This is a genomic window from Mucilaginibacter aquaedulcis, assembly GCF_030409325.1.
Taxonomy (GTDB): domain Bacteria; phylum Bacteroidota; class Bacteroidia; order Sphingobacteriales; family Sphingobacteriaceae; genus Mucilaginibacter; species Mucilaginibacter aquaedulcis.
On record NZ_JAUFPR010000004.1, the window covers coordinates 16,712 to 38,751 of the forward strand.

Genomic DNA, 22,040 nt, shown 5'->3' on the forward strand with positions numbered 1-22,040 from the left:
TTAAAATTTGTAGGTAAAGCTAAGTGCGTAACTTCTTAATCTTTGTGGATTAACGGTGGTGTAACCTATCCAGTATTTTTCATTAGTAAGGTTATCCAATTTAAACCCAACACGGTAACGGCTTACATCGTAAAATACCGAAGAATTTAACACCGTGTAAGATGGTAAGGTAAATACACCTATTGTTTTACTGTTCACAACTTTATTGTCGCTGGCATAATTACCGCCAAATCCAAATCCAAGACCTTTTACAGCACCTTTTGAAATACGGTAGCTTGCCCAGAAGTTAGCCTGATATGGTGAACCTGCAGTTGACGGACGTAGGCCTTCAACAGAGGCATCAGCTGTTTTCTCTAATTTTGAATTGTTATACGAAAAACCTGCCACTATATTTAAACCTACTATTGGGTTGGCTATAACTTCGGCTTCAATACCACGGCTAAATTGTGTACCGTCCTGTACAGACAAGTTTGGCACATCTGAAGGGCGCACAATGTCTTTCACCTTAATATCGTAATAGCTTAGGGTACTGCTTAATTTACCTTCAAATAAATCAACCTTAACACCGCCCTCTATCTGGTTGGCTTGCTCAGGTTTTAGTGGCTTGTTATCAACTGTTGTACCTGTTTGGTTATTAAAGCCATTTTGATAGTTGGCAAAGATAGAAACATGATCCTTTATTGGTTGGTAGATTAATCCAAATTTTGGCGCAAACGCGGTTTGCTTAAACCCTCCTGAAGTAGTTTTAGTATCCGGGCTGTAATTACCTTTATTATCAAAACGATCTACACGTAAGGCTGCAGAAGCCATTAACTGATCTGTTATATTAAACACATCAGAAATATAGGCACTGTAAGTATTTATTTTGTAGATAGATGGATAGGTAAAATCATATTTACCTCCAGCATATAAAGCTTCCATAGCAGATTTATTAAAACCTGAATAGTCATGGTTACCTACGGTAGAAACCGCATCAAGCGTGCTGCCAAAGAAAAACTGGTTTGAGTTTTCCCTGTAAAAATCCAAGCCTCCAACAAAGCGGTTCCTGAATTTTCCTATCTTAAAATCGCCGTTAAAGTTTTGCTGTATCTCGATCATATCATCTGTACTGTTACGGGTTGATTGATCGTTACGGGAAATTGAATCGCCTGCCAGTAAATAAAAGTAAGGGCCAAATCCGTTTGAGTAGCTATGGCTCGCGCTAAAGTTTGTGCTTGATGTCCAGGCATCAGATATTTTATATTTTACCTGGCCAAAAAAGTTGGCAGTTCTTGACGTTTGGGTTAAATCATTTCCGGTATAGCTTTGCTTATAATCAAGGTTAAGTTCATCAGCACGGTTATGTCCTAAAGCAGCAATGGTTTGCCCGAAAGGGAAAAAGAATATCGACTTGCCAATATTTTTGCCGTAGAATAACTCGGCATCAAACGAAATGGTTAACCTGTCTGTAGCTTTGTATAACAGGCTTGGCGCTATTGACCAATTTCTGTTAAAGCCGGTGTTTTGAAAGCTGCCATCATTGTTAAACGCTGTATTTAAACGGAACAGCACTTTATTTTTAGCATCTAACGGAGTATTTATATCAAGTGCAACACGGTGAAAATCGTAATTACCATCGGCAAAGGTAACTTCACCTCCAAATGATTCATAAGGCTTTTTGGTTACGCGGTTAATTAAACCACCATATGAAGTTAAAGTACTTCCGAACAATGTAGCTGAAGGGCCTTTAATAACTTCAATCCTATCCAGGTTTATTGCATCAATAGTTGAAGTTACATTACCTGCAATACCATTTCTGAGCTGGCTTTGAACAATAAAACCACGTGAGTTATAATAAGCCCCGCCATCGCCACCTCTGCCTGTAGCTTCCCACATTTTTTGTATGCCGGGAGCATTCCTTAAAGCATCATCAACAGAAAAAACCTGTTGTTCCTGTAATAGTTGATTAGTGATGGTAGTGTAAACCTGAGCATTTTCAAGATTGCTTAGCGGCATTTTAGCCACATCTACACTCCTTTTGGCCTGAAACTTGTTTACCTTTTTTCCGCTTACGCTTACTTCCTGCAAGTTATTGGTAGCATTATTTACAGTAAACTGAGGTAAAGTAAGTGTTTGTCCGGCAGATACTTCAACCAGTGTTTCCTGGCGTTTACTGCCAATCTGGGATATTACTATTGTATATTTACCTTCAGGAGCTCTAAGTATGAAATCACCGTTTTCATCGGTAACAGTTCCGTATTTGGTATCTTTTAATGTAACCGAAACGTTTTCGGCAGGGCCATCGCCCTGAATTACTACATGCCCTTTAATAATACCTTTAACCTGTTGGGCACTTAGGTTCAGCGAGCCGAAAAGAAGTGTAATGGTTAAAATTGAAAGCAAAAATATTTTGTAAAAATTAAGTTGGGGTTGGTGCATTTTATTTAGACTAATTATAAACAATGGCCAAAAGTAAGACAGATTGCCTTACAATCCAAATTATCTATACTAATTCTAAATAATAGTTGTGATTTTAGTGTATTTATAACACTTAGCCACTTAAATATCCATCACCTCTTTCTTCTTTTTACTCTTCATTCGCTTAGGTACAAATTCAAGTATCTCGTTTTTAAGGGCCTCAATCATACGTCTCTTTAAAAAGTTACGCTGTATTACAATACTTACCTCACGCGCAGGTTCGGGCGATTTAAAGTAACGCACCTTATCAAGCTGTTTATCGCTCAACTCGGCCAGGGCCAGTTCGGGTAGTATAGTGGCGCCATTATTTTGATCAACCATACGTTTCAGGGTTTCTACACTACCGGTATTGTATTCAAAATGCATAAATCCTTTGGTTGATTTACGGCGCTGGCAAATGTTTAAAACCTGCTCGCGCATACAATGCCCCTCGTTAAGCACCCAGATCTCTTCCATATCAATATCCTCGGGGTTAATATTTTTCTTTTTAGAGAGTTTGCTGTTTTTGGATACGTAAGCCACAAAATTCTCATAAAAAACCGGAATCTCGGTCAGCGTGCTTTCATGCAGCGGAGTCGACATGATACCACAGTCAATCATGCCCAGCTTTAATTGCTGTATGATCTCCTCGGTTGTTTGCTCCCAAACAATGAGTTTTACCTGCGGATATTTTTGAATAAAGCCATGTATTATTTTAGGCAGAATGTAAGGCGATACGGTGGGTATAATGCCCACACGCAATTCACCCGAAAGTTCTTTTTGGCGATCGGTGATAATTTCTTTTATCTTTTCACTTTCTGATAGCATCACCCGGGCCTGGCTAATGATCTCAACGCCTATTTCTGTTGGGGTTACGGGTTGTTTGCTGCGGTCAAATATTTTAACGCCGAGGGTATCTTCCAGCTTTTGTACCTGCATGCTTAGTGTGGGCTGTGTTACGAAGCATTTTTCGGCTGCTAATACAAAACTACGGTAGGTATCAACAGCTACAATATATTCAAGTTGCGTAATTGTCATATAGATAAATTCTATTCAAATATAACAATTATTGATTTTTTCTATTAAATTTTTATAATGACTTTTGAAACAGAAAACCAAATTACTCATGGAAACCAACAAAAAAAAATTAACCACAGCCTCGGGCATACCTTATGTTGAGCATGAAAACTCCTTAACAGCGGGCCCAAGAGGACCGATACTTCTACAAGACTTTATCCTGCACGAAAAGATGGCTCATTTTAACCGAGAGCGCATACCCGAGCGTGTTGTACATGCTAAAGGTTCGGGTGCTTATGGCAAGCTGACCATTACTCATGACATATCAAAATATACCCGCGCCAAAATATTTAATACCATAGGTAAGGAAACCAAACTTTTTCTTCGCTTTTCAACCGTGGGTGGCGAAAAAGGATCGGCTGATACCGAGCGCGACCCACGCGGCTTCGCCATTAAATTTTATACGGAGGATGGTAACTGGGATTTGGTTGGTAACAATACGCCGGTTTTCTTTATTAAGGATCCTAAAAAATTCAGCGATTTTATTCACACTCAAAAACGCGACCCTTATACCAATACTAAAAGCGCTACTATGGTATGGGATTTTTGGTCGCTGAACCCTGAAAGCCTGCACCAGGTAACAATTTTAATGAGCGACAGGGGCACACCCTACGGCTACCGCCATATGGATGGTTTCGGAAGCCATACTTTCTCATTTATCAACGCTAAAAATGAAAGGTTCTGGGTTAAGTTCCATTTTAAAAGCCAACAGGGCATCAAAAACTTTACAGATGCCGAAGCCGGCGAAATGCGCGGAAAAGCTCCTGATTTTGCACAGCATGATCTGTTAACTGCCATTGATAATGGCAATTTCCCTAAATGGGATATGAAAATTCAGGTAATGCCCGAAGCTGATGCCAAAACATACCACATTAATCCGTTCGACCTGACCAAGGTTTGGCCTCATGCCGATTATCCGCTGATTGATGTAGGCGTACTGGAGCTTAACGAAAACCCTGATAATTATTTTGCCCACGTTGAACAGGCTGCCTTTGCACCGGCGCATGTAATTGATGGCGTAGGTTACTCGCCCGATAAAATGCTGCAGGGCCGTATACTTTCCTATCCCGATGCGCAACGTTACCGTTTAGGCGGCAACTATGAGCAGATACCGGTAAACAAATGTCCGTACCTGGTGAGCAACTACCAGCGCGACGGCCAGATGCGTGTTGACGGAAATCATGGCTCGGGCCCTAACTATTTCCCTAACAGTTTTGATAATATTGAACCTGACCAAAGCTACAAGGAACCAGCCTGGGATTTTGGCCACGGTGTTGCTGATTGGTATGACCGTAACGCCGAAGGTGAAAATGATCACTACACCCAGCCGGGCAATTTATATCGCCTGATGGATGAGCAGCAAAAACATGACCTCATCAGCAATATTGTAAATTCCATGAGTGGTATAGAAGGCCCTAAAAAAGACCAGATAATTAACCGCCAGCTGTGCCACTGGTTCCGTGCCGATATCAGCTTGGGTATGGCCATTGCCAAAGGCCTGCAACTTGATCTGAACGAAACCATGAAACAAATGCCGGCTTAAGTGTAAGTGGGTTGTACCTGATACGTTTTACTTAGTACGTTATAAAAATATAAACGCCCCGAAGAATTAATCATCGGGGCGTTTTGTTTATTGTGAGTTTTATTGACTCAATAACGTACTAAGTAAAACGTATCACGTACAACCCACTTACTCGACTGTAACCGATTTGGCCAGGTTACGCGGCTGATCAACGTTACAGCCACGCATTACAGCTATATGGTAAGCCAATAGCTGCAATGGTATGGTAGCCACAAGCGGCACAAAAGCTTCATGAGTTTGAGGTATCTCGATCACATAATCGGCCATGTTACGTACCTCGGTGTCGCCTTCGGTAACAATGGCTATCACATGGCCCTTGCGGGCTTTTACTTCCTGTATGTTGCTGATCACCTTTTCGTATGATGAATGCTGTGTAGCTATAAATACAACCGGCATTTCATCGTCAATTAAAGCTATCGGGCCGTGCTTCATCTCGGCTGCCGGATAACCTTCGGCGTGGATGTAGGAGATCTCCTTAAGTTTTAAAGCACCTTCCAAAGCCACTGGGAACGAGCTTCCCCTACCCAGGAACAAACAGTTGGTTGAATCTTTAAATCTTGCGGCAATTTCCTGTATCCGCTCATTTGATTTCAGTGCCTGCTCTACCAGATGAGGTACTTCATTTAGTTCTGTTAAATACTCAATGAGTTTACTTTGGGTTATGGTGCCGCGCTGCTGTGCTATATAAAAAGCTATAAGTGTAAGCACGCTAACCTGTGCGGTAAAGGCCTTTGTTGATGCCACCCCAATTTCTGGGCCCGCGTGGGTGTAAACTCCGGCATGAGTAGCGCGTGGAATAGATGCACCCACCACATTACAAACGCCAAAAATGGTAGCACCCTTTTCTTTAGCCAATTCAATGGCCGCCATCGTATCCGCCGTTTCGCCCGATTGCGATATGGCTATTACCAGATCTTTCTCCGTAATGATGGGGTTACGATATCTGAACTCAGAGGCATACTCCACCTCAACCGGTACACGGGCATATTCTTCAATCAGATACTCTCCTACCAAACCCGCATGCCATGATGTACCGCAGGCAACAATAATGATACGATCAACATTTTTCAGCTTCTCTGCATATTCTTTAATACCCCCCAGCTGTACCTTGCCCTGTTGAGGGTAAATACGGCCGCGCAGGCAATCACGAATAGAACGGGGTTGCTCATATATCTCTTTTAACATAAAGTGATCGTAGCCGCCCTTTTCAAGCATTTCAAGCTTCAGGTCAAGCTCCTGCACGTACGGGGTTTGAACCGAGTTATCGATATTTTTGATCAGCAGGTTATCCCGTTTGATGTATGCTATTTCATTATCATTTAAATAGATCACATTTTTGGTGTATTCAACAATAGGCGTAGCGTCAGATGCTATAAAATATTCACCCTTGCCTACACCAATAACCATCGGGCTGCCTTTACGGGCAGCAATTAACTGGTCGGGTTCATCAGCACTCATGATCACTATAGCATAAGCACCAATAACCTTGTTTAAAGCCACACGCACAGCATCGCGCAGATCAAGGCCTGCCTGTTGTTGTATATCCTCAATTAAATGAATTAATACTTCGGTATCTGTATCGCTTTTAAAAACATGCCCTTTGGCCAGCAAGGTTTCTTTAATAATGCCATAGTTTTCAATAATGCCATTATGGATGATGGTTAGCTTACGATCTCCCGATGAGTGCGGGTGCGAATTTCTGTCGCTCGGCTCACCATGGGTTGCCCAGCGGGTATGGCCCATGCCTATTGATCCTTTTAGGTCGATGCCCTTTACAAACTGCTCCAGGTCATCAACTTTACCTGCCTTTTTATACACCTTGAGCTCCTGATCAAGCAAGGCAATACCGGCACTGTCATACCCCCGGTACTCTAACCGGTGAAGCCCTTTAATAACTATCGGATAAGCGTCTCTATAACCTATATAACCTACAATTCCACACATAATAAATTCTAATAAAATGCAAATTGAATAAAAATAATCAGCTATATAACACAAATGAGCCCTAATTATTTTGATTTTTTCAACTTAATCGTAGAGTTTTCCGGTACTTAAAAATAAATTTTAAAAAGTACAATTGGCTTAAATAAAAAATCCCCTTAGCGGGGATTCTTTTCATTAAAAATAGTATTCTTTTACTTGCGTATCCTGGTGTAAATAATGTTCAGCTTAATTTTATAAGGTGAATTTTTATCGCTGCCAACCGCTATGGTACGGGCGGCAACCTGTGCACTTGGCCCAATATTAGTTGTTACAATACCACTGCTTCCTGAAGTAACTTCAGTAGTATCAATTGGTGCAATGTAAGTTCCATAGTCGATAGTTTTCTTACGGATCAAATCCTGAACGTAAGAGGTAACCAAGAATCTGTATTGTTTATGAGTTTTATCATAACCTCCTCCAAATTGCGCTATTTGGGCACGTATATCACCTGTTGAAGCATCTTGAATATAGGTGCGGCGATGAGCAATATCCAACTGATACATAGTTAACTTAGGCAATGGAGCATAAGGTATACCAGAACCCGGCATCGGCGTAATCACCAGCTCGGCGCGGTTCAATACAATAGAATCAGGATTAAGCTGAGTTAAACCCGGAAAACTAACCTTTGCCCTCAACCCGGCAAGCCCCTGTAAGTAAAATGTATTTTGCGAGTTTGATTTGGCATTTAATGCAGCCTGAATAGTTGTACTATAGATATGGGTGATCTGGGCGTTATGGGTTGAAAAAGGCAGAATTGTGCTTGCCGTATCAATTGTTGTACCGTTAACCGTTTTATAAAACACATCTATATGTGATGAATCAAGCGCAAGTTGTATAACGCCACCCACATTGCTGGAGGCTCCCTTATCTAAAGTAACATACAAACCTTTTACCGCATTCTCAAAAAGAGTTGGAGAAGCCAGCTGGCTTCCGTTTGCGTTAAACAGGTTATCATAAATAAACTTTTTGCTGAAAGGGATACGTACCTGAGGGCCTACCTTTTGTATGGTATCAACCTTTGCGTCACGGATACTGGCAATAGTTACACTATCATGCGTACGGGCTATAAACGTTTTTGAGCCCAATACATTACCTGAATTATACTGCCACTGCTTATTGCTGTAATAAGTTTGAGGGTATGCTATTTCATTCAGCTGGTATACATTAGCTGTAAAACGTGTAGCCACCGAGTCGCCATAAAAGCCATTGGCATAGCGCAGTACCAACACTGCCGAGTCAATAGTTAATGTACCGGCAGGTACGGTGTACGCTGCACCGTTTGGAAGTGTAACGCCGAGCACCACATTAGAAACCGTTGTTCCGAAATCGGGATCAACAAAGTTACCAAGAGGTGTTTTTGGCAGAACTGAAGTTAACACAGAATCTTCCGCAACTGTATTAACTATTACGTTTGAGTCAACAATAAGACTACCATTGATCTGATTTTCAGGAGTAACCCCTAAACCTATCCCATCCTGGCGTTTACAACTATTAAAAATAAAAAGACTTATTAACAGCGTCAATAAGTCTAATCTTAAAAATTTCATATATAATATTAAAGATTAAGCAACATCCACCAATTCGTCGTTGGTAATTTCGTCGTAAAAATTGTAATAATTTTCGAAATCAGCGGTAGAATCAAATTCTAAAACTGATTTATTGCTGTTTTTAACATTATTTAACACATCTGCATCTATATTTTCGCTGCCTAAAACAATTCCGTCAGTGTACTGAATTGCACCAGTGTATAAAGCAGAATTTGTACCTTCTTTGTAAGCCTCAACATGTTGCTCGGTCATGTTGCTCATGATGGCTTTATTCACAAAGTCGGCGTTTAATTTCTCTTTAAAATCATTCTCATAAATAGAGTAAATGATTTTTGAATTTTTAAAAGTTGGGTCGTCCTTATAAGTAGTTTTCAAATAAGCAGGCACTAATGCACTTAGCCAACCATGGCAGTGAATAATATCTGGAGCCCATCCTAATTTTTTAACAGTTTCTAATGCACCTTTGCAAAAGAAGATCATTCGTTCGTCGTTATCGGCGTAAAACTTACCATCCTTATCACCAAACACGTGTTTACGTTGAAAATATTCTTCATTATCTAAAAAATACACCTGCATACGCGCCGCCGGGATAGATGCTACTTTAATGATCAGCGGGTTGTCATTATCATTGATGATGATGTTCATACCCGATAAACGGATCACTTCATGAAGTCTGTTCCTGCGCTCATTGATATTACCAAAACGCGGCATAAGGATACGGATCTCGTAACCTTTCTCCTGCATGGCCTGCGGAAGTTGGCGTGTTATTTCAGCAATTTTTGTGAGTTCGAGAAAGGGAGACATTTCATGAGTTATAAACAGAAGCTTAGATTTACCCATCACTTAATCAGTATTAAATATTTAAAGAAGTCAAAAAATTTGAGTCTGCAAATATAAGCATTATTATATGAACTGTCAACGAATTGTGCAAGTAACTTTTGGTATTTTTTGCGCAAATGTCCACCTTTACCAAATTTTTTTACTGTAATTGCAGTAAAAAAATAAAGGGCAGCATGCCGCAAAAAAATCAATTTTAAGGCTTCTGTTAACTTTATAAATATACAACGCAAACCTTTGCAATGAAAATATTTACCACCAAAAAAGAAACCGAAAACTACTTTGCCAACAAGGGCCAAAAGATTACCGGCTTTGTGGCCACCATGGGCGCTCTGCACCAAGGACATATATCATTAATTAAGCAGGCGCAGCAAAGTACCGATGAGGTTACATGCAGTATTTTTGTTAACCCCACCCAATTTACCGATCCAAAAGATCTTGAAAAATACCCCCGCCCGATAGCCGCCGATATTGCCATGCTGGAGCAGGCAGGCTGCGATGTTTTGTTTAATCCGCCGGTTAATGAGATGTATGATGATAATGAAAAATGGCATTTAAACCTGGGTGATCTGGAACATTTGCTGGAGGGTAAATTCAGGCCTGGACATTATCAGGGCGTTACCCAGGTAGTTTATAAGTTATTCAACATAGTTAAGCCCGATTTTGCCTTTTTTGGCCAGAAAGATTACCAGCAGGTTTTGGTGGTTAATAAAATGATTGAATTGTTAAACATGCCTGTTAAGCTGGTAATGTGCCCTATAGAGCGTGAAAACGACGGCCTGGCCATGAGCTCGCGCAATATCCACCTAACGCCGTTTGATCGCGAAAACGCCCTTATCCTCTCCAAAGCATTAAACTGGGCCAAAAATAATTTTGACAGCAATAATATACCAGCCATACAACAGCAGGCCCAGCAAATGATCAGCAGCCAGCCAGGGGTTGAACTTGAATACCTTGAAATTGCTGATGGCCAAACCCTGCATACCGCAACCTCCGAAACCAAAAACATTGTTGCGCTTGTTGCTGCCCGTGTTGGCAAAACAAGACTTATAGATAATATGTTATTTGATTGGTAGCTGATAGTTCATGGACTAAACAACTGAACTACAGACTAAAATCATTTTACAATCCGTGGACTATGAACTATGGACTATCGACTAAATTTATTTATAACTTTGCACCATGATTATTGAAGTATTAAAGTCCAAAATTCACCGTGCCAAGGTAACACAGGCCGAGCTGAATTACGTGGGCAGTATTACAATTGATGAAGACCTGATTGAGGCGGCAAACATCATCCCCAATGAAAAGGTTCAAATTGTAAATAATAACAATGGCGCCCGTTTTGAAACCTATGTAATAAAAGGTGAGCGCGGAAGTGGTACAGTATGCCTCAACGGGGCAACGGCCCGCCTGGCGCAGGTAGGCGATATCGTGATCATCATGTCATACGCTTATATGGAAGCCCAGGAAGCCCGTGCTTACGAGCCCATATTAATTTTCCCTGATGGTGATAATAAATTATTAAAGTAAATTGCGGTGCTAAACCATCGCAATTATTACCTATAAGCTTTTCATTTAGAGAATATTAACGAGGGTCGGCTCCTATACCCAGCGATACCTTCAGGCTTACATCGGTATCATAAGCTTTACGCAACAGGTAAACCATCCTGATGCGTACACTGTGTTCGCGCACCAGCTCATCTAAAAAGTGCGAGTTATCAATATCAAGCACCATGCTGTTGCCTACGTTGGCGGTAACATCTTTACGCACGGCCACCAGCACCTCGTCGCTGCCGTCTGCTTTGGCCATGTATACCCTTAAAGAAACAATATTACCGATATTGTAATTGGATGGATCTTTTGACTGCAGCCGGGCCGATATAATACGCACTTCCCTGATCTTGCCCGCGTTGTTGCCGTCTTTAGTAAAATCCTGATCAAAACTATTGGCCGTGCTGATGGCCGTATTAGGTTCCCCTACTTTGGCCGATGCCGGAATGCTCAGGTTAGCAGTGTACGGAAAAGTTGATTTTACTATGGTTTGCATCATGGCGCAGCTTCCGAAAAACAAAACGGAGGCAAGTAAAATGAATGTAGGTTTCTTTATCATTCTAATTCAGATATTTATCCTTTGCACTACATGTAAGAGCCAAACGGCTTTGCAGTGTAAATTACGTAATAAAGGTCAGTTATAAATTTTATAATGCCGATTGTTAATAAAAGAGTTTAAAACACAAGGCCCGGTTTGTATCAATTGGTTAGTTTTATATCACTTAAAAATACATATTTTTTATAATCTTAATATTATTTTAAACTCTATAAAACATCAAAATATCGACGAATAAAGCTTTTGTAAAATTTTCTAAAAAAATAGAGTAAAAAGTTTAACAAAACTCTATCTTTGCACCCCGACACTGAGGTCGGGATTTCTCGCCTTCAGTGCATAGGAAAAATCGTTTAGAGGCCCCGAAAAACCTTTAACTTTTGACTTAGAACTTTTGACTTAAAAAAAGCCCTATGCCCAAAGATAATTCCATCAAATCCGTTCTCATAATTGGCTCAGGCCCCATCATTATTGGCCAGGCTTGCGAATTTGATTATGCCGGCTCACAAGCCGCCCTTTCCCTTAAAGAAGAAGGTATCAGCGTTTCCATCATCAACAGTAACCCCGCCACCATCATGACGGATAAAGTTATTGCCGATCATGTGTACCTATTGCCCCTTGAACCTGAAAGTATTGAGAAAATATTACAGGAACAACAAATTGATGCCGTACTGCCTACCATGGGCGGCCAAACAGCGCTTAACCTTTGCATTGCCGTAGCTGAGCGTGGTATTTGGGAAAAATACGGAGTTAAAATTGTTGGTGTTGATTTAGATGCCATCGAAAAAACCGAAAACCGCGAAGCTTTCCGCCAGTTAATGGTTGATATAGGCGTGGGCGTTGCTACCTCAAAAATAGCCAACTCATTCCTGGAAGGAAAAGAAGCCGCGCAGGAAATTGGCTTTCCGCTGGTTATACGCCCAAGCTATACCCTGGGTGGTAAAGGTGCAGGGTTTGTACATAAAAAAGAAGACTTTGACGCCGCTTTAAGTCGCGGTTTGCAAGCATCACCATCCCACGAGGTTTTGGTTGAGCAGGCAGTTATAGGCTGGAAAGAATATGAGCTGGAGCTACTGCGTGATAATAACGATAACGTAATTATCATCTGCTCTATCGAAAACTTTGACCCAATGGGTATCCATACCGGCGACTCGATCACCGTGGCCCCGGCCATGACCCTGAGCGACCGCTGCTACCAAAGCATGCGTAACCAAGCCATCCGCATGATGCGCGCCATCGGTAACTTTGCCGGCGGTTGTAACGTACAGTTCTCGGTTAACCCTGCCGATGAAAGCATCATCGCCATTGAAATTAACCCGCGTGTATCTCGCTCATCAGCCCTGGCATCAAAAGCAACCGGTTACCCTATCGCTAAAATTGCTGCCAAGCTGGCTATAGGTTATAACCTTGACGAAATTGAAAATCAGATCACCAAAACCACTTCGGCTTACTTTGAGCCAACGCTGGATTATGTGATTGTTAAAATACCTCGCTGGAACTTTGATAAATTTAAAGGAGCCAACAAAGAACTGGGCCTTCAAATGAAATCTGTAGGCGAAGTGATGGGCATTGGCCGCAGCTTTATTGAAGCGTTGCAAAAAGCCTGTCAGAGCTTAGAGATCGGCCGTGCCGGTTTAGGTGCCGACGGCCGTCAAAGCCGCAACCTTGATGAAATCATGCACAGCCTGGAGCATCCAAGCTGGGACAGGTTGTTCCACGTATACGATGCACTTAGTTTAGGTGTACCAATTGAGTCGGTTCGTAAAGTAACTAAAATTGACCGCTGGTTCCTGAACCAGATCATGGATGTGGTTAACATGGAAAACGAGCTTCGCCGTTATTCACTAACCAACATTCCTGAAGATTTCTTCTATAACCTGAAACAAAAAGGTTTCTCAGATACCCAGATAGCTTACATACTGGGCAACGTAACCGAAGAGGATGTTTACCAGCGCCGCAAAGCACTGGGCATTAACAGGGTTTATAAAATGGTTGATACCTGCGCGGCTGAGTTCCCTGCAAAAACACCATATTATTACTCAACTTACGAAGGCGAGAACGAATCGATATCGTCAGACAAAAAGAAAATTATCGTATTAGGTTCGGGCCCTAACCGCATTGGCCAGGGTATTGAGTTTGATTACAGCTGCGTACATGGTTTATTGGCTGCTAAAGAAGCAGGTTATGAGGCCATCATGGTTAACTGTAACCCTGAAACGGTATCAACCGACTTTAATATGGCTGATAAGCTGTATTTTGAGCCGGTATACTGGGAGCATGTTCGCGAGATCATTGAGCTTGAAAAACCTTACGGTGTAATAGTTCAGCTTGGTGGACAAACCGCTCTGAAAATGGCTGAAAAGATGCACGAGCACGGTATCAAAATTATCGGTACCTCGTTTGATAACATGGACATTGCCGAAGACCGCGGCCGTTTCTCAGACCTGTTAAAAGAACTGAACATTCCATACCCTAAATACGGTGTGGCCGAAAGCGCAGAAGAAGCGCTGGAAGTTGCTCACCAGGTAGGTTACCCGGTATTGGTTCGCCCAAGTTACGTCTTAGGCGGCCAGGGCATGAGCATTGTTATCAACGATGAAGACCTGGAAAAAGCCGTTGTTAGCTTACTGCGCAACCTGCCAGGAAACCGTGTACTGATAGATCACTTCCTTGACCGTGCTGCAGAAGCCGAAACTGACTCGATCAGCGATGGCGACGATGTGCATATCATTGGTATGATGGAGCATATTGAGCCTGCAGGTATCCACTCGGGCGACTCATATTCGGTATTACCCCCATTTGATTTCTCAGACAGCGTGATCAGCCAGATGGAAGAGTATACCGTGAAAATTGCCAAAGCCTTAAACGTGCGCGGCTTACTGAACATTCAGTTTGCTGTTAAAGACGAAAAAGTATATGTAATTGAGGCCAACCCACGTGCCTCACGTACCGTACCATTTATAGCCAAAGCTTATGATGTACCATACATCAATATTGCTACCAAAGTAATGCTGGAAGCCAACAAGCTGAAAGACTTTACCATTGAGCGCAAACTATGGGGTTATGCTATCAAAGAACCTGTATTCTCCTTTGATAAATTCCCTGAAGTGAATAAGGAGCTTGGCCCAGAAATGAAATCGACCGGGGAGGCTATCCGCTTTATACCTAACCTGCAAGACGCGTACTTCAGGCACCTGTATAAAGAGAAATCAATGTACTTAAGCAAATAAATTAATCAAAACATTAAATTGCTCCCGCAGTTTAATTACTGAATAGCATTTACCTGCAGCCCCCCAGCTGCAGGTAAATTATTGTTGAACTAAGGTTACTATAGATTGAAAGTTAATTCGAGTAATACACAGGTATTCAACCTTAATAATGTTGATCCTGAAGATATAGGTGATGTTCTTGTAAAAATTGAAAGATCCTTTAATATCCGCTTAGATGATACATCCCCTAAAGATGTTAAAACCTTTGGTAAGCTCTGTGACATTGTTGTTGAAAAAGTAAAACAAACCAATAACGATAGCTGTACTACCCAGCAGGCTTTCTACAAAATACGTAATGCCATTAATTCCACCATTTCGCCGCCTAAGGAGTTAATAAAGCCCCAAACCAAATTAGCAGATATTTTTCCGAGAGATACCCGCTTGCAGGTTATTGCCGAAATTGAAAAGGAAATGGGTTTTAAAATAAATCTGTTACAGCCTAAGCAAGGCGTAGTGGCCACATTTGCATTTGTATTACTGGCCTCAGTGGCGGGTTTCTTTTATCAGCCGGTAATGGCTTTTATAGGCCTGATCATAGCATTTGCAGGATTACTGCTTGCCGGCAAGTTTGGCAAGGAGCTCAAAGTAAAAACTCTTGGCGATTTAGCCGAAAAGGTAGCAAGAGAACACTACATTAAATGCAGGCGCGATGCCGCCACCATTAACAGGGCCGAAATTTCTCAAAAAATAAAAGAGCTGTTTTCATCCTCCCTGTACCTGGAGCCATCCGTATTAACCCGCGACGCTAAGTTTTAAGCGTTTTAATGATCATATTTTAAAGGCCATCTGTTTAACGGATGGCCTTTTTTTGTAAAGTTGTGTCATTGCGAGCGCAGCCAGGCAATCGCAAACTGTTCAGAGAAGACTTTCATAACTCGCGGTTGCTTCTTCGTTCTCCTCGCAATGACAGGTTTTTCTTCTTGGCGCAAGCGCGAGCCTCACCTTCGCTCCGTTCACTATAAGTATATCACTTCATTATCAGGCATAATTATTAAATTGCCGCACCTATGAATATCCTGCAAAAAATTTCTAAGATCATCCTTATCATGGCCTGTATTATTTGCAGCGCCAACTTTGTACATGCACAAGCTAAAAACGCTATCGGACTTGGTGTGGGCCTCAATACTTCAAGAGAAGGCGCGGGCTTCGGCGCTATCTTACAGGGAGAGGTTAAACTTACAAACGCGATCAGCATAACTCCTTCACTCGGTGCCGAAATACCCTATGTGGTTCATTTAGGCATTGGAGGCCGGTATTACTTTAGCGATGAGGTTTATGGTGCGCTCGGAACTTTCGGGCATATCGGGGGCGATGATGGTGCTTCTGCCGGGCTGGGTGGAACTGCCGGTATCGGTTTTATTCTATTGGCTACTTCCAGGCATGTTGTTGACCTGAACTTCCATGCCGATCTTTTTGAGAACGATCACCGGCGAATTACCGTAGCCGGTTTACGCCTGATTTACAGTTTTTCCTTATCCCGCTTAAAATAAGCTTGAGTCTGTTTTTGCAGGTTCATTATTTATCTACAAATAAACCCTTCACCTCAAAGCTTACTTTACGCCTTGCATCAGTTTTAATCTTATGCTGCTTTTTACCGCTAACGGTATCCCCAGCCATATGCTGCAGATCGTCGGCTATAAATTGTTTGGCTGCTACGCCTTCAATAATTACAATATGCCCAGCCATAGCCACCGGTAGGGTAACATTATAATCCCTGAAATGAGCAGCTATCACCCTGCCGTTTCCGGCATCCATTTCAAACCAGCCCCCCTTCTCATTTTTAACCCGGAGTACCTTCCCTTTTATAGTAGTGCTTATCCGCGTTTTTTTACCCATAAAATCTTCCACTTTATCGGCATTCATCATAGCAGTTGTATCTGGTTTACTACCGTAAACCATGCCATGCGGCAAGGGTGTATGTTTTTGTGCAAAAGCTGTGGTTGATACAAATAAAACAACCAGATATAGACCTAATTTCATGTTGGTAGATTGTAGAAATGTAACAATTATATAGGCAAAATGTTAACGGCAACCTAAATGTTATTTTTTTCAGGACATTCGCAAAATAAAAACCGTGTTTAGGCATCCAAAAATCCAGTTTTTATACTCACCCTCCTGCAATTTTCGCGCATATGTTAATATATGTTAAAACACCTGTAGCGAAATAATATGAAAACCTGTATAGAGTTAATAAAGTGCTTATATATCACATATAATAAATTGTTAACACACATGAACAAAACCCTAACCAAACCAATTTCATTTGCCGTTTGCCTATTGGCCGTAATTTTTATTGTTTCAGGATGTACCAAAGGCACATCAACTACTCCCGGTGCCGCGCCCACCATAACCACAGCCGATGTTATTATTGATGCCGCAGGCTCAAGCGCACATAGCGGCGGGCTGATCACATCAACCATTACTGAATCTGTAACTGCCTATGGGGTATGCTGGAGTACCAGCAACCAAACCCCTACTACTGCTGATTCTAAAAGTACCGATACCGTTACCCAGGTATATTTTACCAGCAAAGTAACTGGCTTAACCCCTAAAACCACTTATTATTTAAGGGCTTTTGCTACAACCAGTTCTGGTACGGGCTATGGCAACGTAGTTCAATTTACAACCGGTTCTGATCTGTCATCAGCGGCAGGTACAGTGAGTTCACTGGCAGGTAATGGCTCAACAGGCTTTACTGACGGCACAGGAACCAATGCTTATTTTAACAATCCTCAGGGTATTTCTATTGATGCCACCGGCAATTTATACATCGCCGATTCATTTAACAGCGCTATCAGGAAGGTTACTCCGGCAGGCGTAGTTACAACCATATCAGGTACAGGCGCCATAGGATATTTGGACGGACCTATTGCTACTGCTAAATTTTACGCGCCACAAAGCTTGGTTGTTGATGCATCAGGTAATATTTATGTAGCCGATTTAGGCAATAACATGATCCGTAAAATTACTCCCGCAGGAGTAGTTAGCACCTTTGCAGGCAGCGGCGATGCCGGCTATGCAAACGGAACCGGAACTGCTGCCACCTTTAACAGCCCTAAAGGTTTGGCTATTGATGCCCAGGGAAATATTTTAGTTGCCGATCAGGGAAATAACCTGATACGTAAGATCACACCGGCCGGTGTAGTTACCACTGTTGCAGGCAGCACAACCGCGGGTTATCAGGACAATGCCACAGCTACCAGTGCACAGTTTAACAAGCCTGATGGTGTTGCGATTGATGCCCAGGGCAATATTTACGTTGCCGACCTGCTTAATAACGCTATCCGCAAAATAAGCACCGCCGGAGTAGTTACAACCTTTGCAGGTAACCCTAAGTTGGCTGGCCTTATCGGGAACCCTGCCGCAATCACTTTTGATGCCAAAGGAAACTTATTTATAAGCGACCAAAACGGACGCATCCTGGAAATAACAAGCAACAAGGTTTTACTTTCTATAGCAGGTAATGCTACTACCCCTGGCTTTGCCGACGGACAAGGTGCTAATGCATTATTTAATACGCAACAAGGTATCATTGCCGATGCCAGCGGAAACATCTGGGTAGCCGACAATGGCAACAACCGCATACGTAAAGTAGTGCCGCCTTCGGGACTGTAAGACTTTTTGGACTATGAGACATTGGGCTTGGGGACTATGAGACTTTAGGACTGAAGGACAAAAGACTTTAAGCCCAAGGACGAAAAGATAAAGGACGAAAGAACAAAGGATATTTTATATCATCTTTGTTTTATTTCGTCCTTTTGTTTGTTTATACTGATAATTAATATCTTATTCTTTATCAAGAAATCTTAAAGTCTTATAGTCTAATAGTCCCCAAGTCTCACTGTCCAAAAATCATCCAAACAGTAAGCCGAATACTTCTTCAATACTGCTTACTATTTTTATTTCGATGTCATAGCGGGATAGGTCCATCCGTTTTTTGTCCTGTCCGCCCGAAGGCAGGTTATATTTGGATATAAAGATCTGGTTAAAGCCCAGTTTCTGAGCTTCAGCAATACGCTGCTCTACCCTGTTCACTGCCCTGATCTCGCCCGATAGTCCGATCTCACCAGCGAAGCAGGTTTTAAAGGGTATGGGCATATCCTCATGTGACGATATAATAGCGGCAGCAAGGCCAAGGTCAATTGCAGGGTCTTCTACCCTGATACCTCCCGTTATGTTCAAAAACACATCCTTGGCACCCAGCCTGAAACCGCACCGTTTTTCCAGAACAGCCAGCAGCATGCTCATCCGTTTGGTATCAAAGCCAGTGGCTGTACGTTGAGGAGTACCATATGGCGACGCGCTAACCAATGCCTGTGTTTCTATCAGCATGGGACGCATACCCTCAAGGGTTGCCGAAATAGCAATGCCACTTAAAGGTTGATCACGTTGTGATAATAATATTTCTGATGGGTTGGATACCTCTCTTAATCCCTCGCCCAGCATTTCGTAAATACCCAATTCAGATGCCGAGCCAAACCTGTTTTTCACCGTACGTAAAATGCGGTAAACATGATGCCTGTCGCCTTCAAACTGTAAAACGGTATCAACCATATGCTCCAGTATTTTGGGGCCTGCAATCATGCCGTCTTTGGTTATATGACCTATCAGGAATACCGGGGTTGATGTTTCCTTGGCAAAGCGCAGCATTTCGGCAGTACACTCACGCACCTGTGATACACTACCTGGTGTAGATTCTATGTGTGATGAATGCAGCGTTTGTATAGAGTCGATAACTACCAGGTCGGGTTCTAAAGCCTCTATCTGTTTGAAGATGTTTTGGGTAGAGGTTTCGCAAAGCACAAAGCAAGCCCCCCTGCTCCCTAAAGGGGGAGTTTCTTTTTGAAGGCTGCTTATAGCTCCCCCTTCAGGGGGTTGGGGGGCCATGTTGAGCCGCTCCGCTCTCATCTTGATCTGCCGGTCGCTTTCCTCACCCGATACATATAGTACCTTCAAGTTAGGCATATTAAGGGCCAGCTGCAGCATCAGGGTTGATTTACCAATACCCGGCTCACCACCAATAAGTACCAGCGAGCCAGCCACAATACCCCCACCTAAAACACGGTTAAACTCCTTATCAGGTGTTTGTATGCGGTGTTCTTCGGTAAAAGTAATATCACCTACCTCTACCGGCTTGTTAGCGCGCTGTTGAGTATTGGATGGGACTTTCCAGGTAGGTACCGATGTGGTGTTACCTTTATCGATGATCTCCTCAACAAAAGTATTCCATTGCTGGCACGAGGGGCATTTGCCCAGCCACTTAGCCGACTCAAAGCCACAGCTTTGACAAAAATATGCGATCTTGGTTTTAGCCATGTTTCAGATGTACAGATTTTAGATGTGCAAATATGCAGATTTAATCGAATTTTTACTAATTAAATTAGCAAATAGAATTAAGAGATAGGTTATCTGTAAAACCCTTTAAACAAAAAATGCCGGTACTAAATAGCACCGGCATTTTTTACTGCATTGCTGCAAGTCAATCTCTTTACAGTTTTATTTCTTCGTCTTTTGATGAGAAGAAACGAAACTCCGTGATCTGGTAAGCAGGATTACTTTTAACCTTGATCCACTGGCCGTATTTTACAAACCACTTCATCTGGCGGTTATAAATACCTTTTTTAATAAATGCCTCAATATAAGGGTGAACACACAGGGTTATCCCTTTTTCATTTTGCTCATCCAAAATGTAATTGAAGTTATTTTCAATATCGTCCATCAGCAAAATGGTTGGCCTTATGGTACCTGTACCGTTACAGGTTGGGCACACTTCGCTGGTAACAATATTCATTTCGGGCCTTACCCGCTGGCGGGTAATTTGCACTAAACCAAATTTACTTGGAGGTAAAATGGTATGCTTTGCCCTATCGTAAAGCATTTCTGCACGCAGGTAATCAAATAGTTCTTTGCGGTTCTGAGGCTTGTGCATATCAATAAAATCGATAACAACAATGCCGCCCATATCGCGAAGGCGTAACTGGCGCGCAATTTCTTTAGCGGCCTCCTTATTTACCTGGTAAGCGTTCTCTTCCTGATTCTCCTTGTTAGCTGTACGGTTACCGCTGTTCACGTCAATAACGTGCAGTGCTTCCGTATGCTCAATTACCAGGTAAGCGCCGCCGGCAAGGTTCACTGTTTTACCAAAAGCGCCCTTGATCTGTTTATCAACACCAAAATGTTCAAATATAGGCTCCTTATGCTTGTGCATACGGACTATACTTTCCATATCGGGCGATATTTCATGGATGTATGATCGAATTTCTTCAAACATACTATTGTCATTCACATAAATGTGTTGAAAATCGGGGTTCAATATATCCCTGAGGATAGTTGATGTACGCCCAATTTCGCCCAAAACCTTCTTTGATGGTTCAACAGAAGGTAATTTAGTAATGAACTGTTCCCACTTAGATATCAGATCGAGCAGGTCTTTTTGTAATTCTTCAACCCCTTTGCCTTCAGATACTGTACGGATAATAACGCCAAAATGCTTTGGCTTAATGCTTTCAACAACCTTCCGTAAACGATTACGCTCTGTATTGCTCTTTATTTTTTTAGAAATAGAGATAGCCTCCGAAAATGGCACTAATACCACATAACGGCCGGCAATTGACAGATCTGAGCTTAAGCGTGGTCCTTTGGTTGATATCGGTTCCTTAGCTATTTGTACCGGAATAAGCTGGTTTTTTGATAATATCTCAGAGATTTTTCCTCCCTTATTGATATCTGCTTCCAGCTTAAAGCCATCCAAAAGCTTCGATTGGTATCCCCCGCTACGTACTTGTTTGGTTAATTTAAGCAGGCTTTGTACCTGCGGACCAAGATCAAGATAATGCAAAAAGGCATCCTTCTCATATCCAACGTCAACAAAAGCAGCATTTAAACTGGGCATAATTTTCTTTATACGCCCGAGGTAAATATCACCAACAGTATAATTGTTGCTGACTTGTTCTTTATGAAGTTCTACGAGTTGTTTGTCCTGTAATAATGCAATGGTAGCCCCATTTGGGGATGAATCGATAATTAATTCTTTTATCAACTGCTACTCCATTTCTTAAAACGGTAAAAACCGCATGTTAATAAGTGGGTAAAAAAACACTATTAAAGTTACCTTGCCCTTTAATAAAAGCAAGGTAAGCTGCTTTTAATAAAAGCAGCTTATTTCTTTTTATGTCTGTTTTTTCTTAAACGTTTTTTACGTT

16 protein-coding genes are annotated in these 22,040 nt (G+C 42.0%); 7 read left to right on the forward strand and 9 right to left on the reverse strand.

The window, feature by feature from the left end:
* Both QWZ01_RS18390 and QWZ01_RS18395 read right to left on the reverse strand, forming a co-directional pair.
* The gene (locus tag QWZ01_RS18390; RefSeq protein ID WP_290325831.1) at nt 1-2,382 is read right to left on the reverse strand and encodes a TonB-dependent receptor; all 2,382 of its coding nucleotides are present in this window, start codon (nt 2,380-2,382) and stop codon (nt 1-3) included.
* A gap of 156 nt (nt 2,383-2,538) precedes the next feature.
* Nucleotides 2,539-3,474, reverse strand: a complete 936-nt coding sequence (locus tag QWZ01_RS18395; RefSeq protein WP_290325833.1) for a hydrogen peroxide-inducible genes activator — start codon at nt 3,472-3,474, stop codon at nt 2,539-2,541.
* A gap of 88 nt (nt 3,475-3,562) precedes the next feature.
* Between QWZ01_RS18395 and QWZ01_RS18400 the strand changes: the two genes are divergently transcribed.
* Entirely contained in the window at nt 3,563-5,056 is a 1,494-nt protein-coding gene (locus QWZ01_RS18400; RefSeq protein WP_290325835.1) for a catalase, read from the forward strand.
* Nucleotides 5,057-5,203: 147 nt separating this feature from the next.
* Here QWZ01_RS18400 and glmS read toward each other — a convergent pair whose 3' ends face one another.
* The 3 genes from glmS to QWZ01_RS18415 all read right to left on the reverse strand — a co-directional run bounded on the left by glmS (nt 5,204) and on the right by QWZ01_RS18415 (nt 9,465).
* Nucleotides 5,204-7,039: a glutamine--fructose-6-phosphate transaminase (isomerizing) gene (gene glmS, locus QWZ01_RS18405; RefSeq protein WP_290325837.1), complete on the reverse strand. Its 1,836-nt coding sequence runs from the start codon at nt 7,037-7,039 to the stop codon at nt 5,204-5,206.
* A gap of 191 nt (nt 7,040-7,230) precedes the next feature.
* Nucleotides 7,231-8,625 carry a DUF4270 domain-containing protein gene (locus tag QWZ01_RS18410; protein ID WP_290325839.1) on the reverse strand — a complete coding sequence of 465 codons (1,395 nt, stop codon included), beginning with the start codon at nt 8,623-8,625 and terminating at the stop codon, nt 7,231-7,233.
* Nucleotides 8,626-8,640: 15 nt separating this feature from the next.
* Nucleotides 8,641-9,465, reverse strand: coding sequence for a glycogen/starch synthase (locus QWZ01_RS18415; RefSeq protein WP_290325841.1), 825 nt, complete (start codon nt 9,463-9,465; stop codon nt 8,641-8,643).
* A 239-nt stretch (nt 9,466-9,704) separates the two neighbouring features.
* Here QWZ01_RS18415 and panC point away from each other — a divergent pair, with 239 nt between their 5' ends.
* Together panC and panD are read left to right on the forward strand one after the other, a co-directional pair.
* Nucleotides 9,705-10,538: a pantoate--beta-alanine ligase gene (panC, locus tag QWZ01_RS18420; RefSeq protein ID WP_290325843.1), complete on the forward strand. Its 834-nt coding sequence runs from the start codon at nt 9,705-9,707 to the stop codon at nt 10,536-10,538.
* A gap of 106 nt (nt 10,539-10,644) precedes the next feature.
* Nucleotides 10,645-10,995, forward strand: coding sequence for an aspartate 1-decarboxylase (panD, locus tag QWZ01_RS18425; protein WP_290325845.1), 351 nt, complete (start codon nt 10,645-10,647; stop codon nt 10,993-10,995).
* A gap of 55 nt (nt 10,996-11,050) precedes the next feature.
* On the opposite strand, the gene QWZ01_RS18430 is transcribed toward panD, so the two are convergent.
* Complete coding sequence (locus tag QWZ01_RS18430; RefSeq protein ID WP_290325847.1) at nt 11,051-11,575, reverse strand: hypothetical protein; 525 nt, start codon at nt 11,573-11,575, stop codon at nt 11,051-11,053.
* A 407-nt stretch (nt 11,576-11,982) separates the two neighbouring features.
* Between QWZ01_RS18430 and carB the strand changes: the two genes are divergently transcribed.
* The 3 genes from carB to QWZ01_RS18445 all read left to right on the forward strand — a co-directional run bounded on the left by carB (nt 11,983) and on the right by QWZ01_RS18445 (nt 16,328).
* Complete coding sequence (gene carB / locus QWZ01_RS18435; protein WP_290325849.1) at nt 11,983-14,799, forward strand: carbamoyl-phosphate synthase large subunit; 2,817 nt, start codon at nt 11,983-11,985, stop codon at nt 14,797-14,799.
* A 105-nt stretch (nt 14,800-14,904) separates the two neighbouring features.
* Complete coding sequence (locus tag QWZ01_RS18440) at nt 14,905-15,594, forward strand: hypothetical protein (RefSeq protein WP_290325851.1); 690 nt, start codon at nt 14,905-14,907, stop codon at nt 15,592-15,594.
* Nucleotides 15,595-15,845: 251 nt separating this feature from the next.
* The gene (locus QWZ01_RS18445) at nt 15,846-16,328 is read left to right on the forward strand and encodes a hypothetical protein (protein ID WP_290325853.1); all 483 of its coding nucleotides are present in this window, start codon (nt 15,846-15,848) and stop codon (nt 16,326-16,328) included.
* Between the two features lie 25 nt (nt 16,329-16,353).
* On the opposite strand, the gene QWZ01_RS18450 is transcribed toward QWZ01_RS18445, so the two are convergent.
* Nucleotides 16,354-16,818, reverse strand: coding sequence for a DUF4920 domain-containing protein (locus QWZ01_RS18450; protein ID WP_290325855.1), 465 nt, complete (start codon nt 16,816-16,818; stop codon nt 16,354-16,356).
* Between the two features lie 252 nt (nt 16,819-17,070).
* Between QWZ01_RS18450 and QWZ01_RS18455 the strand changes: the two genes are divergently transcribed.
* Nucleotides 17,071-18,453 carry an NHL repeat-containing protein gene (locus QWZ01_RS18455; protein WP_290325857.1) on the forward strand — a complete coding sequence of 461 codons (1,383 nt, stop codon included), beginning with the start codon at nt 17,071-17,073 and terminating at the stop codon, nt 18,451-18,453.
* Nucleotides 18,454-18,690: 237 nt separating this feature from the next.
* On the opposite strand, the gene radA is transcribed toward QWZ01_RS18455, so the two are convergent.
* On the reverse strand, nt 18,691-20,154 hold the full coding sequence (gene radA / locus QWZ01_RS18460) for a DNA repair protein RadA (RefSeq protein WP_290325859.1): 1,464 nt from the start codon (nt 20,152-20,154) through the stop codon (nt 18,691-18,693).
* A gap of 172 nt (nt 20,155-20,326) precedes the next feature.
* On the reverse strand, nt 20,327-21,877 hold the full coding sequence (locus tag QWZ01_RS18465) for an Rne/Rng family ribonuclease (RefSeq protein WP_290325861.1): 1,551 nt from the start codon (nt 21,875-21,877) through the stop codon (nt 20,327-20,329).
* Nucleotides 21,878-22,040 lie beyond the last annotated feature (163 nt).